Genomic DNA, 12,856 nt, shown 5'->3' with positions numbered 1-12,856 from the left:
AACAGGTTTCCGATGAAGTTCTCCGCCCTGGTCACCGTCGCCGCCACCACGGTCGCGCTGCTGGCCACCGGCTGCACCGAACCCGAGGCGGACAACGCCGCGCAGCCCGCCGGTTCGATCACCTTCGACCTCTCCCCCGCCCAATCCGGCCGGATCAGGGTGGCCAAGGTCGACGCCATCGCCGCCGAGGTGCCGAAGGCGATCCGCGACCGCGGCACGCTGGTGGTGACCGGCGCGGCCGGCGCGGCGCCGCCGCTGCGGTTCTACGCCACCGACGACAAGACGGTGGTCGGCTCGGAAGTCGACTTCGCCTCGCTGATCGCCGACATCCTCGGCCTGAAACTCGACGCGCGGGTGGCCGATTGGTCGCAGAACTTCGTGCGGGTGGACTCCGGGGAGGTGGACGCGTTCATCTCCAACGTCACCGTGACCGAGGAACGCAAGGAGAAGTACGACTTCGCGACCTACCGCAAGGACAACGTCGCGCTGGAGGTGCCGATCCAGAGCAAGCTCGACTACAAGGACCGCACGAGCCTGGCGGGCAAGCGGATCGGCGTCGGCAGCGGCACCAACCAGGAACAGCTGCTGGTCAAGTGGAACGAGCAGAACCGGGCCGAGGGACTGGCGCCGATCGACATCGCCTACTTCCAGCAGGTCACCGACTACTACCTGGCGCTGGCCTCGCAGCGGCTGGACGGCTACCTCGGACCGAACCCGACGGCGATCTACCACGCGGCCACCGCGAAACAGACCAGGATCGTCGGCACCTTCTCCGGTGCGGGCGAGGCGCTGCAAGGCGAGATCGCGGTGCTCACCAAGAAGGACAACGGGCTGATCACCGCCGTGCAGCACGCACTGGCCTACGCCATCGAGCACGGCGCCTATCAGCAGGTGATCGACCGCTGGGGCCTGCAGAGCGAGACGGTCACCGAATCGCGGATCAACCCGCCCGGCCTGCCGAAGAAGCGATGAGCCGATGGCGCGTCGCGCCCGAATGGCGCCGCCGCGTTCCCAGCAGGCCGTCGGCGACCGCCGACACCGACCCCGACCCCGACGAGAAACTCGTCCGTCCCGAAGTATCTGGAGTTGCCCCGTGATCCGAACCCGTCACCGAATCGTCGCGCTGGCCGGCGCGCTCGCCACGGCCACCACCGTGGCCGCCTGCGGCAGTGATTCGGCCGCGCCCGGCGGCGACGCGGGCCCGCCCCAGCCGGGCGGCACGCTGCGCTACGGCCTGTCGCAGGCGCCGACCTGCTCGGATCCCGCCCAGGCAGGCACCAATCAGACGCTGTATGTCGCCCGGCAGATCGTGGATTCGCTGACCGACCAGGACCCGGCCACCGGCGAGCTGAAGCCGTGGCTGGCGCACAGCTGGGAGTCCAGCCCCGACGCGAAGGTCTTCACCTTCCATCTCGTCGACGGCGTCACCTTCAGCGACGGCACGCCGCTCACCGCGGAATCGGTGCGCAACACCTTCGATTCGGTCGTGAAGCTCGGCTCGGGCAAGGCGCCGCTGGGCAGCAGCTACCTCACCGGCTACGTCGGCACCGCGGTCGTGGACCGGCTCACCGCCCGGGTCGAGTTCAGCAAGCCCAACGCGCCGTTCCTGCAGGCGTCCTCGACCGCCGCGCTCGGCATCCTCGCCGACGTGACCACCGCCAAGCCCGCCGAGCAGCGCTGCCTCGGCGACAACGTCGGCAGCGGGCCGTTCACCTACGCGGCCTACCGCCAGGACGCCGCGGTGACCCTGGCCAAACGAACCGGCTACCACTGGGGTTCGACGGTGTTCGCCCATCGCGGCGAGGCTTACCTGGACAAGATCGAGTTCACCGTGGTGCCCGAATCCGGTGTCCGCACCGGCAGTCTCGCCTCCGGGCAGCTGGACGCGATCAGCGACGCGCTGCCGCAGGACGCGGCGCAGATCGAGGCGGCGGGCGGACGGGTGCTCAGCACCGCCAATCCGGGTGTGCCGTTCGGCTTGCAGCTCAACGTCACCCGGGGGCCGCTGCGCGATCCGGCGGTGCGCACCGCCCTGCTGCCCGCCATCGATCGCAAGCAATTGGTCGACACCGTGCTCGGCCCGCAGTTCAAGCCCGCCACCAGCACGCTGGCCAGCAGCACACCCGGCTACACCGACCTGTCCGCGCGCTTGGCCTACGACCCGGCGAAGACGCGCACCCTCCTGGATCAGGCCGGATGGCTGCCAGGGGCGGACGGCGTCCGGGCGAAGAACGGCGAGCGGTTGTCGTTCTCGGTGCTGTTCAGCCAGGTGTTCGCGGGCAACCAGGCGATCCTCGAGCTGGTCCAGCAGCAGCTGCGGCAGGTCGGCGTCGAGCTGAAGCTGGATCTGGTGTCCACGGCGGAGGCCACCGCTCGGCAGGGCAGCAAGGACTTCGACGCCTTCTACGGCAACACCACCCGCGCCGACGGCGACATTCTGCGCACCACCTTCGGTCTCGACGGGCGCAATCTCAACGCGCGCGGTCCCATCCCCGCGTTGGACGACGTGCTGAACGGGCAGGTCAGCACCGTCGACACCGCGACACGCAACGGGCTCATCCGCGCCGCGCAGGAACAGGTGCTCGACGCCGGGTTGCAGCTGCCGACCGTCGAGCTGTCCCAGGCCATCGGAGCGAGCGGGAACACACGGGACCTGAAGTTCGAAGCCTCGGCCCGATTGCAGTTCTTCGACACCTGGCTGAGCGGACGATAGTCATGGCGCGCTATCTGGCCCTGCGGGCATTGCAGGCGATCTGGGTGCTGTGGGCGGCGTTCACGCTGTCGTTCGTGGTGCTGTATCTGCTGCCCGCCGACCCGGTCTCGATCGCGGCCGACGGCGGCGGCGCCGGCACGCCGGTGGACAAGGCCGCCATCGCCGAGCTGCAAGCTCGCTACGGGCTGGATCGGCCACTGTGGGAACAATATTCGACCGCGCTCGGGCACGCGGTGCGCGGCGACCTGGGGCATTCGATCGCGACCGGGCAGCCGGTCACCGGCGCGATCGGTGACGCGCTGCCCGCCACGCTCGAATTGGCCGGGACCGCACTGCTCTTCGCGGTCGTCGGCGGTGTCGCGCTGGCGTTCGCGGCGACGCAGAGCCGGCGGCCCTGGCTGCGCAACGCCTTGACCGCGCTGCCGTCGCTCGGCGTCTCGGTGCCGACCTTCTGGACCGGATTGCTGCTGTTGCAGGTGTTCTCGTTCCAATTGCGGCTGGCGCCCGCGTTCGGCGGGCACGGTTTCGCCGGCACGGTGCTGCCCGCGCTCACCTTGGCCCTGCCGATCGGCGCGGTCATCGCGCAGGTGCTCACCGCCGGGCTGGAGACGACCTGGCGTCAGCCGTTCGTCGACGTGGCCCTGGCCAAGGGCGGTTCGCGCTGGTGGGTGCGGCGCACGCACGTGCTGCGCCCGGCCAGCGTGCCCGCGTTCACCATCGCCGGGGTCCTGGTCGGCAACATGCTGGCCGGATCGGTGGTGGTGGAGACGGTCTTCGCCCGCCAGGGCGTCGGGCGGCTGACCCAGACCGCGGTGCTGGCGCAGGACATCCCGGTGGTGCAGGGCATCGTGCTGCTCACCTCGGTGGTGTTCGTCAGCGTGAATCTCGCGGTGGACCTGCTGTATCCGCTGCTCGACCCGCGTATCGCCGCCCGCTCCCGCAGGGTGCGCGGCGAGTCCGAGCAGACCGCCGCCGACACCGCCGAGGAGGCGATCGTTCGTGCCTGACCCTGCTCCCGTCCTTCCCATCGCCTGGCTCGTGCCCGGCGCACCGCTCGCCGAGGGGGTGCGGACTCGTGGTTGACGTCACCGAGGAACAGCGCAGAGCGGTGCTGCCCGGCCTGCGGCGACCGGTCGTGCGATGGAAGACGTTGCGCGGCAATGCCGGAGTGCTGGTCGCGGGCGCCGTCGCCCTGCTCGCCGTCGGGTGGGCGCTGGCGCCGTCGGTCTTCGCCGGTGGCGACCCGCTGACCGGCGTGCCCGCGCAGAAGTTGCAGAGCCCCAGCGCCCAGCACTGGTTCGGTACCGACAATCTCGGCCGCGATCTGTACACCCGGATGGTGCACGGCGCCGGTCTGTCGCTGACCGCCACCCTGGCCGCGGTGGGCATCGCGCTGATCGCCGGGTCACTGCTCGGGCTGCTGTCCGGCGCGATCGGCGGCGTGGTGGACGCGGTCGTCATGCGGGTGGTCGATGTGCTGCTGTCGGTGCCGTCGCTGCTGCTGTCGCTCGCGCTGGTCACCGCGCTCGGCTTCGGCACCCGCAATGTGGCCGTCGCGGTGGGCATCTCGCTGGTGGCCAACTTCGCGCGCGTGATGCGATCGGAAGTGCTGCGGGTGCGCCGAGCGGTGTTCGTCGAGGCCGCCCACGCCGCGGGCGTGCGCTGGTACACGGTGCTGGCCAGGCACGTGCTGCCCAACTCCTACCAGCCCGTACTCGCCTTGGCCGCGGTGGAATTCGGCATGGCGGTGCTGGCCGTGTCGGCGCTGAGCTTCCTCGGATACGGCGCGAAGCCGCCGACACCCGAGTGGGGCACGCTGATCTCCGAGGGACGCAACTATCTGGCGACCGCGTGGTGGATGACCACCCTGCCCGGTCTGGTCATCATCGCCGTCGTGCTCGCCGCCCAGCGCCTCGGACGCGCGATCGGGAAGGGGAAATCCGCGTGAGCGCCTCGGCATCTCCGCTGTTGCAGGTCGAGAACCTGCGGGTTCGTTATCGCTCCGACACCGGTCCGATCACCGCGCTCGACGGTGTGTCGCTCACCGTGGCCCGCGGCGAGGTGGTGGCGCTGGTCGGCGAGTCCGGCTCCGGCAAGTCCACGCTCGCCCACGCCGTGATCGGCTTGCTCGGTCCGAACGCCGAACTCGCCGGGGGAACCGTGACCTTCGACGGCGCCGTGGTCGACACCGGCTCCGAACGGGCGCTGCGGCGGCTGCGGGGAGCGCGCGTCGGCTTCGTCCCGCAGGACCCAGGGCTGTCGCTCAACCCCGTCCGGCGGGTCGGCGCTCAGGTGGCCGAATCGCTGCTGGTGCACGGGCTGGCCGACCGCAAAGCGGCGCGAGCGCGGGCGATCGAGCTGCTGGCCGACGCCGGACTGGACCGGCCGCAGCTGCGGGCCGCCCAGTACCCGCACGAGCTGTCCGGCGGGCAGCGTCAGCGGGTGCTGATCGCCGCGGCGCTGGCCTGCGCACCGGAGCTGGTCATCGCCGACGAGCCGACCAGCGCGCTCGACGCGACCGTCGCGCGCCGGGTGCTGGATCGGCTCGCCGAGCAGATCGCGCAGCGCGGCACCGCGGTGCTGCTGATCACCCACGACCTGGCCGTCGCCGCCGAACGCGCGGACCGGCTGGTGGTGCTCAACGGCGGCGAGGTGGTGGAGAGCGGCGCCACCGCCGAGTTGCTGGCCGCACCGCGCCACCCGTACACCAAACGCCTGCTCGCCGCTTCGCCCAGCCTCGCTCCCGCGGGCGGCTACCGCGACCCCGAGCCGCGCGACGGCGAGCCGCTGCTGATCTTGCGCGACGTGCACAAGACCTTCCGGGCGCACGGGGGCGACAGCGTGACCGCGGTGGCGGGGGTCGGCTTCGAACTCGGTCGCGGCGAAACCCTCTCGCTGGTCGGTGAATCCGGATCGGGCAAGTCCACCACCGCGCGGATCGCGTTGCGGCTCACCGAACCGGACCGCGGCGAGGTCGTCTTCGACGGGCAACCGCTGTCGCGGGCACGCGGGTCGCGGCTGCGCGCGCTGCGCAAACGCTTCCAGGTGGTGTATCAGAATCCCTACGCGTCGTTGGATCCGCGCTGGCGGGTGGGCGCGATCATCGAGGAACCGTTGCGCGCGTTCGGGGTCGGCGACCGCGCGCAGCGCCGCGACCGCGTGGCGGAGCTCCTCGCGCAAGTCGCGCTCCCGGCCGGGTTCGCCCAGCGCAAGCCCGCCGAGCTGTCCGGAGGACAGCGCCAGCGCGTCGCCATCGCGCGGGCGCTCGCGCTGCACCCGGAGCTGCTGGTGCTCGACGAACCGGTGTCCGCGCTGGACGCCTCGGTGCAGGCGCAGATACTCGAACTGCTCGACCGGCTGCAGGCCGAGTTGTCGCTGAGCTACCTGTTCATCTCCCACGACCTGGCGGTGGTGCGCCGCATCAGCGATCACGTGGCGGTGCTGCGGCACGGTCGCATCGTCGAATCCGGCCGCACCGCGGAGATCTTCGGCGATCCGCGGCACGAGTACACCCGCGAGCTGTTGTCGGCCATCCCGGCGCCGGCCGTGGCGAAAGGCGTGCCCTGATGGCCCCTCCGACCTACCGCCACAGCCGCGTGCTGAACCGGCCCTGCTGGGCTCCGTGCCGCAGTCGCCCCGAACCCGTCCCGTCCTCCGCGATTACCCCTCCCCGCTCACCGGAGCCCACCAGCGGCCACAAGCCGAGCACGTGGTGGCACCGACCGAAAAGGATCGCCCTGATGGTGTACTACGCCTTCAACCGGAAACCCGCCGCCGACGCCGACCCCGCCGACGCGCCGGACGGTCCAGCCGCCACCTTCGACGCCGACCCGGCCCGCTGGTGGCGCACCCGGATGCGCGCCCCGCGTGCCGCCGGCACCTTCGGCAACGGGCGAGTGCACGCGGTCGCACCGGTCCGCGCCCCGCGGGACCGACGCGACGTCCGGTCCTCACCCCCGCTGGCCGCCGCACTGTGGCAGCAGGCGTTGTTTCTGGCACCCGATGTAGCCGCAGCGGGAACGCATCCGGCGCTGCGGCAGCAGATCGACCCGGAGGGCACGGCCTGATGACCCATCGCCTCCAGCGCCGTCCCCCTCGCCCCACCGCCCACGAAGGAGTCCAAGCGTCATGACCACCAGCATCACCAGCGTTTTCGAGACCGAGTGGGCGCGCTGGCACCACGCGCGCGAAGACCAGCTGCGCGACCCGCTCGGCTTCCTCAGCCTGACCGGGCTGCACTGGCTCACCGACCGTCCCGAGCGGTTGCCGGGTGTCCCCGGCACCTGGTGGGTCACCGACGAGAAGGTGTTCATCACCGCCCAGCCGGCCGATCGGCTGGAGTACGACGGAATCGGCATCGCGGGCGTGCAGATCGTCACGCCCGCCGAAGGCGCGCCCGGACTGCACGTCCGCCAGGAGCGGCGGGTGCTCGAGGTGATCCGCCGCACGGGTCGCTACGCGGTCCGGGTGCACGACCCGGCCGCGCCCGCCCTGCTCACCTTCGACGGCATCCCGTCCTATCGACCGGACCCGCGCTGGGTGGTCTCCGGGCGATTCACACCGTTCGAGGAACCGCGGACCGTGGTCACGGGCGCGGTGGTCGAGGGCATCGAACACCAGCACAGCGCGGCGGGCACCATCGAATTCCGCATCGGCGCGGTGACCGAACGGGTCGTCGCGTTCGGCGACCGCGACGACCTGCGCGTGCTGTTCACCGACGCGACGAGCGGTGTGACCACCTACCCGGCCGCGCGTTCGCTGACCGTCGGCGCTCCCGGCCCGGACGGGACGGTCGTGCTTGACTTCAACCGCGCGGCGAATCTGCCCTGCGCCTTCACCGATTTCGCGACCTGCCCGGTGGCGCCCGCGCAGAACCGGCTGCGCGTGGCCATCGAAGCGGGCGAGCAGGATCCGCGGCAGGGGCGTGCGGCATGAGCGGGCACGTTCCCCTATCCATCCTCGACCTGTCCCCGATCAGCGCCGGCTCCACCGCGCAGCAGGCGCTGCGCAACACCGTCGATCTGGCCCAGCACGCCGAACAGTGGGGTTACCACCGGTACTGGCTGGCCGAACACCATTTCGTCTCGGTGGCCAGCTCATCCTCCATCACCCTGATCGGGTTGGTCGCCGCGGCCACCGAGCGCATCCGGGTGGGTTCGGCGGCCGTGCAGGTGGGTCATCACACCTCGGCCTCGATCGTTGAGGCCTTCGGCACGATCGACGCGCTGTACCCTGGCCGGCTCGACCTGGGACTGGGCCGGTCGGGTCATCGACGCAGCCAGTTCGGGGCCGAAGCCGGGCGGCACAAGGGCGGTAAACCGGTGGTGGACACCGTGACCGGGCGCACCGAGATCCGCGACGGCGTGGTCGTCCCGCCGCCGTTCGACCCGGGCCGCATCCTGGACCGGTCCAAGTTCGTCGCCTCGGTGGGCGCGCTGCAGCAGCGCGGCGCGCAGCCGCTCGACTTCGCCGAGCAGATCGGTGAGGTGCGCGCCCTGCTGGCGGGCAGCTTCGTCAGCCCAGAAGGCGTTGCGCTGCACGCCGTTCCGGGGGAGCACGCCCAGGTGCGGCTGTGGCTGTTCGGAAGCACCGCGGGCGAGAGCGCGGAGCTGGCCGGACGGCTGGGACTGCCGTTCGCCGCGGCATATCACGTCTCGCCGGGCACCGCGCTGGACGCGATCGAGGCGTATCGCGCGGCGTTCCGCCCGTCCGCCGACCTGGCCGAGCCGTATGTGGTGATCTCCGCCGACGCGGTGGTGGCCCCGGACGACGCGACCACGCAGCGGCTGGCCGCCAGCTACGGGCATTGGGTCTACAGCATCCGCAGCGGCGCGGGCGCGGCCGAGTACCCCGACCCTGCGACCATCGCTCCGCTCACCGCGGAGCAGCGACGTCTGGTCGACGACCGCCTGGCCACCCAGTTCGTCGGCTCACCCGGCACCGTCGCGGAACGGCTCGACGCGCTGCAACGCGTCAGCGGGGCGGACGAATTGCTGGTCACCACGATCACCCATCGGCACGCCGACCGGCTGGAATCGTATCGGCTGCTCGCCGAGGCATGGGGGCTGCGCGCGGCCGTCGCGGCCTGAATACCGGTGCGCCCTGGTGCGGCGCCTGCAGACTTCGCGCTCCGTCGGTCGGCGTCCGGGCCCGCCGACCGTCGGTTCGTCCAGGCGCCCGTTCCCCCGGACAGCCGTTCGCGTCAGGCGCTGACCGGAGTGGCCGTGACGCCGTAACCGAGGTTGGTCAGCACCTCGCTGGTCGCCTTGGCGAAATTGAGCGTGATGAAGTGCAGGCAGGGCGCGCCCTCGTCGATCAGCCGCTGAGCGATCTCGGTGGCGATCTCGATGCCCGCCGCGCGCACCGCGGCGGCGTTCTCCTCGCCGCCGTCGCCCGCCGCCTTGCGCAGCCGGTCCAGCACGGCGGCGGGCAGCGGCCTGCCGCACAGCTCCTCGGCGCGCTGCACCGTGCGCAGCGACGTGATGGGCATCAGCTCCGGAATGATCGGCTTCGCGCCCTCGATCGGGTCGAGCGCAACGAGGCGATCGCGCAGGCGCAGGTAGTGCTCGACGTCGAAGAACATCTGGGTGATCGAATACTCCGCGCCCGCGCGCAGTTTCGCGGCCAGGAACGCGGTGTCGGTCGCCAGGTCCGGCGAACGGTGATGGCCCTGCGGGAAGGAGGCCACGCCGACGTGGAAATCGCCGAGGTCGCGCACGATGCGCACCAGTTCCTCGGCGTAGGAGACGCCCTCGGGATGCTTGTGCCACACGCCGAGCGGATCACCGGGCGGGTCGCCGCGCAGCACCAGGATGTTGCGGATGCCGGAGTCGGCGTACGCGCCGACCAGCGAGCGCAGCTCGGCGACGCTGTGCTCCACCGCGGTCAGATGCGCCACCGGAAGCAGCGTGGTCTCCTGCGCCAGCTGCCCGGTCACGCGGACGGTGCGGTCGCGGGTGGAACCGCCCGCGCCGTAGGTCATCGACACGAACGCCGGGTGCATGCACTCGAACTGCCGCACAGCGCGCCACAGCCGCGCCTCGGCGGCGGCGTCACGAGGCGGATTGAACTCCACGGAGAACGGCACCGCGTGCCCCGCGTGCGCCCGCAGACTCTGTACGACCGACGGTGTGGCGGAGACGTTCGGGTGCGTCCGGGACGGCCGGCCAGGGGTCGAGCTGCCCCGCACGTTGTCGAAAGTCACCGGTTCAGTGTAGAGGTGGCCGGTGGCGGTCCTGTCGGGTCGCTCGCACGCCCCGCGTATTGTTCGCAGCGGGCGAGTTGTTCGCCACGCCGAGCGACACGCGCGACCGCCTCCCGCTCGGCCCCGAATCATCCGCAGCGCCGGGGCACCCTCCGCGACCCCGTGCGTCCACCGTCCGCACGACCTTGGAGGCTCCTCTGTCCGCCGCAACCGGTACCCAGAAGCCGCGTCCCGCGGTGCCGCAGCCGGGCACCCCCGCCTTCGTCACCGCCGTGGAAGACGCCCTGACCCGCTTCTTCGCCACTCGCCGCCCGGCGACCGAGCGCCTCGGCCCGGTCTTCGTCGAGGCCACCGACGCGCTCGAGCAGTTCGTGCTCCGCGGCGGGAAACGCACCAGGCCCGCGTTCGCGTGGACGGGGTGGCTCGGCGCGGGCGGCGATCCGCAGGCGCCCGACGCCGCCGCGGTGCTCACCGCCTGCTCGGCGCTCGAGCTCGTCCAGGCGTGCGCGCTGATCCACGACGACATCATCGACTCCTCCCGCACCCGCCGCCGCTTCCCCACCGTGCACGTCGACTTCGAGCAGCGCCACCGCGACCGCGGGTGGTCCGGCGATGCGGCGCACTTCGGCGTCAGCGTCGCCATCCTGGCCGGCGATCTGGCGCTGTCCTGGGCCGATGACATGGTGCACGCGTCCGGCCTCGCGCCCGCGGCGATCGCCCGGTTCGCTCCGGTGTGGGCCGACATGCGCACCGAGGTGCTCGGCGGCCAGTTGCTCGACATCAACGGCGAGGCCGGCGGCGACGAATCGGTCGAGGCCGCGCTGCGGATCAACCGGTACAAGACCGCCGCCTACACCGTCGAACGCCCGCTGCACCTCGGCGCCGCCATCGCCGCCGCCGACCAGGAACTGGTCGAGGCCTACCGCGAATTCGGCACCGCCATCGGGATCGCCTTCCAGCTGCGCGACGACCTGCTCGGCGTGTTCGGTGATCCCGCGGTCACCGGCAAGCCGTCCGGCGACGACCTGCGCGAGGGCAAGCGCACCGTGCTGCTGGCCGAGGCGCTGCGGCGCGCCGACGCCGGCGATCCGGCCGCGGCCGCGCTGCTGCGCGCGAGCATCGGCACCGATCTGAGCGCCGAGCAGGTGCAGCGGCTGCGCGCGCTGCTGGTCGAACTCGGAGCGGTCGACGAGGTGGAGCACCGGATCGCCGAACTCACCGACACCGGCCTGGCGGCCATCGAGGCCAGCTCGGCGACGACCGCGGCCAAGGAACGGCTGCGCGCGATGGCGCTGGCCGCCACCAAGCGCGCCGCGTGACCAAGGAGACTCGGATGAGAACCGTCGCGGGACCGACCGATCGCGTCGTGGTGGTCGGCGCTGGACTGGCCGGGCTGTCGGCCGCCCTGTATCTGACCGGCGCGGGTCATCGGGTGACGCTGCTCGAGCGAGCCGACCACCCCGGCGGCCGGGTCGGGCGCTACCTGGGCGCCGACTACGAGATCGACTCCGGCGCCACCGTCCTGACGCTGCCCGAGCTGATCACCGACGCGCTCGCCGCCGTCGGCCGTACCCCGGAGACCTGCGCGCCGCCGCTGCGCATCCACCGGCTGGCGCCCGGCTATCACGCCCGGTTCGCCGACGGCGCCGAGATCAGGGTCTTCGCCGACCCGGACGTGATGGCCGCGGAAGTCGAGCGCAGCTGCGGCCCGGGCGAGGCGCGGGGATACCGGCGCCTGCGCGACTGGCTGGCGCGGATCTACGCGGCCGAGTTCACCGAGTTCATGGACACGAACTTCGACTCGCCGCTGGATATGGTGCGCGTCCCCGACAAGCGCCGCGCCCTGGCCGAACTGGTGCGACTCGGCGGCTTCGGCAGGCTCGGCCCCCGGGTGCGCGGGTTCCTGCGCGACCAGCGGCTGGCGCGACTGTTCACCTTCCAGGCGCTCTACGCGGGCATGCCACCCGCTCGGGCGCTCGCCGTCTACGGCGCGATCCCGCACATGGACACCTCGCTGGGCGTGTACTTCCCCGAGGGCGGGATGCGGGCGATCGCCGCAGCGCTGGCGCAAGCGTTCACCGAAGCCGGCGGCACACTCGAACTGAACACCGAAGTGATCGGGATCGACTACGCGGGCCGTCGGGCCCGGCGCGCCCGCGCCGCCGACGGACGCTCGTTCGACTGCGACGCGCTGGTGCTGACCGCCGACCTCGGCTCGCTCGACCGGTTGGGCGTACGGCCGAGGCGCGGTCTACGTGCCTCGCCGTCGGCGGTCGTCGCGCACGGCACCGTCCCCGCCGCGGTGGCGGCGAGCTGGCCGGTGCAGGCGCACCACACCATCGAGTTCGGGCAGGCCTGGGACCGGACGTTCGCCGAGATCACCGCCCGCCGGGGCCGCGGCAAGCTGATGAGCGATCCCTCGCTGCTGCTGACCCGGCCCGCTCTGACCGACCCGAGCCTGTTCATCGACCGCGCCGACGGCCGCTACGAACCGTTCTCGCTGCTGGCGCCGTGCCCGAATCTCACGGCCGCACCGCTGGACTGGCCGCGCCTCGGGCCCGCCTATCTCCGCGAATTGCTCACCGTGCTGGAAAAGCGCGGCTACCAGGGAATCGCCGAGCACTTCGCCGTCGATCGGCTCGACACCCCGCGGACCTGGCTCGACCACGGCATGCTCGCGGGCACGCCGTTCTCCGCGGCTCACCTCTTCCGCCAGACCGGTCCGTTCAGGCCGAGCAATTTCCCACGCTCCAGCGACAACGTGGTTATCGCTGGTTGCGGCACCACGCCCGGTGTGGGCGTGCCGACCGCGCTGCTCTCCGGGAAACTGGCGGCAAACCGCATCGCCGGTGAGCTCGGACCCACTTCGCCTGGAACCCCGCGCACCAGCCGGATAGTGTTCGAGGCGACGCCGTAAACTAAGCGCCGACCTATTCGCT

11 protein-coding genes are annotated in these 12,856 nt (G+C 71.9%); 10 read left to right on the top strand and 1 reads right to left on the bottom strand.

What is annotated here, in order from left to right:
- The first annotated feature begins 12 nt into the window (after positions 1-12).
- From ACWDMM_RS27125 to ACWDMM_RS27090, 8 genes are all read left to right on the top strand, one after another.
- On the top strand, positions 13-972 hold the full coding sequence (locus tag ACWDMM_RS27125; protein ID WP_195077851.1) for an ABC transporter substrate-binding protein: 960 nt from the start codon (positions 13-15) through the stop codon (positions 970-972).
- A gap of 121 nt (positions 973-1,093) precedes the next feature.
- The gene (locus ACWDMM_RS27120; protein WP_449940138.1) at positions 1,094-2,713 is read left to right on the top strand and encodes an ABC transporter substrate-binding protein; all 1,620 of its coding nucleotides are present in this window, start codon (positions 1,094-1,096) and stop codon (positions 2,711-2,713) included.
- Positions 2,714-2,715: 2 nt separating this feature from the next.
- Positions 2,716-3,720: an ABC transporter permease gene (locus tag ACWDMM_RS27115; protein WP_357209132.1), complete on the top strand. Its 1,005-nt coding sequence runs from the start codon at positions 2,716-2,718 to the stop codon at positions 3,718-3,720.
- Positions 3,721-3,848: 128 nt separating this feature from the next.
- Positions 3,849-4,661: an ABC transporter permease gene (locus ACWDMM_RS27110; RefSeq protein WP_449940170.1), complete on the top strand. Its 813-nt coding sequence runs from the start codon at positions 3,849-3,851 to the stop codon at positions 4,659-4,661.
- Positions 4,658-6,280: a dipeptide ABC transporter ATP-binding protein gene (locus ACWDMM_RS27105; protein WP_195077848.1), complete on the top strand. Its 1,623-nt coding sequence runs from the start codon at positions 4,658-4,660 to the stop codon at positions 6,278-6,280. Before ACWDMM_RS27110 ends, ACWDMM_RS27105 begins: the two co-directional genes overlap by 4 nt.
- Positions 6,281-6,453: 173 nt before the next feature.
- Positions 6,454-6,780: a hypothetical protein gene (locus ACWDMM_RS27100; protein ID WP_195077847.1), complete on the top strand. Its 327-nt coding sequence runs from the start codon at positions 6,454-6,456 to the stop codon at positions 6,778-6,780.
- 61 nt (positions 6,781-6,841) lie between these two features.
- Positions 6,842-7,648 carry a DUF1684 domain-containing protein gene (locus ACWDMM_RS27095; RefSeq protein ID WP_195077846.1) on the top strand — a complete coding sequence of 269 codons (807 nt, stop codon included), beginning with the start codon at positions 6,842-6,844 and terminating at the stop codon, positions 7,646-7,648.
- Positions 7,645-8,802, top strand: a complete 1,158-nt coding sequence (locus ACWDMM_RS27090) for an LLM class flavin-dependent oxidoreductase (protein ID WP_449940131.1) — start codon at positions 7,645-7,647, stop codon at positions 8,800-8,802. Before ACWDMM_RS27095 ends, ACWDMM_RS27090 begins: the two co-directional genes overlap by 4 nt.
- Before the next feature lie 113 nt (positions 8,803-8,915).
- Here the strand turns inward: ACWDMM_RS27090 and ACWDMM_RS27085 are convergent, their stop codons facing one another.
- Positions 8,916-9,917, bottom strand: coding sequence for a methylenetetrahydrofolate reductase (locus ACWDMM_RS27085; RefSeq protein WP_449940128.1), 1,002 nt, complete (start codon positions 9,915-9,917; stop codon positions 8,916-8,918).
- Positions 9,918-10,102: 185 nt separating this feature from the next.
- Between ACWDMM_RS27085 and ACWDMM_RS27080 the strand changes: the two genes are divergently transcribed.
- A complete protein-coding gene (locus tag ACWDMM_RS27080) occupies positions 10,103-11,236 on the top strand; it encodes a polyprenyl synthetase family protein (RefSeq protein ID WP_195077843.1) in 1,134 nt (377 codons plus the stop codon).
- 14 nt (positions 11,237-11,250) lie between these two features.
- On the top strand, positions 11,251-12,834 hold the full coding sequence (gene crtI / locus ACWDMM_RS27075; RefSeq protein ID WP_195077842.1) for a phytoene desaturase family protein: 1,584 nt from the start codon (positions 11,251-11,253) through the stop codon (positions 12,832-12,834).
- Positions 12,835-12,856: the final 22 nt, after the last annotated feature.

It is taken from the genome of Nocardia sp. NPDC003726 (assembly GCF_053586955.1).
Note: the sequence above shows the minus strand (reverse complement) of the source record. Positions and strands in the feature narration are given on the sequence as shown.

Coding starts and splice junctions, on each gene's coding strand:
- ACWDMM_RS27095 (WP_195077846.1), top strand. CDS start 6,842: ATGACCACCAGCATCACCAGCGTTTTCGAGACCGAGTGGGCGCGCTGG.
- ACWDMM_RS27090 (WP_449940131.1), top strand. CDS start 7,645: ATGAGCGGGCACGTTCCCCTATCCATCCTCGACCTGTCCCCGATCAGC.
- ACWDMM_RS27125 (WP_195077851.1), top strand. CDS start 13: ATGAAGTTCTCCGCCCTGGTCACCGTCGCCGCCACCACGGTCGCGCTG.
- ACWDMM_RS27115 (WP_357209132.1), top strand. CDS start 2,716: ATGGCGCGCTATCTGGCCCTGCGGGCATTGCAGGCGATCTGGGTGCTG.
- ACWDMM_RS27100 (WP_195077847.1), top strand. CDS start 6,454: ATGGTGTACTACGCCTTCAACCGGAAACCCGCCGCCGACGCCGACCCC.
- crtI (WP_195077842.1), top strand. CDS start 11,251: ATGAGAACCGTCGCGGGACCGACCGATCGCGTCGTGGTGGTCGGCGCT.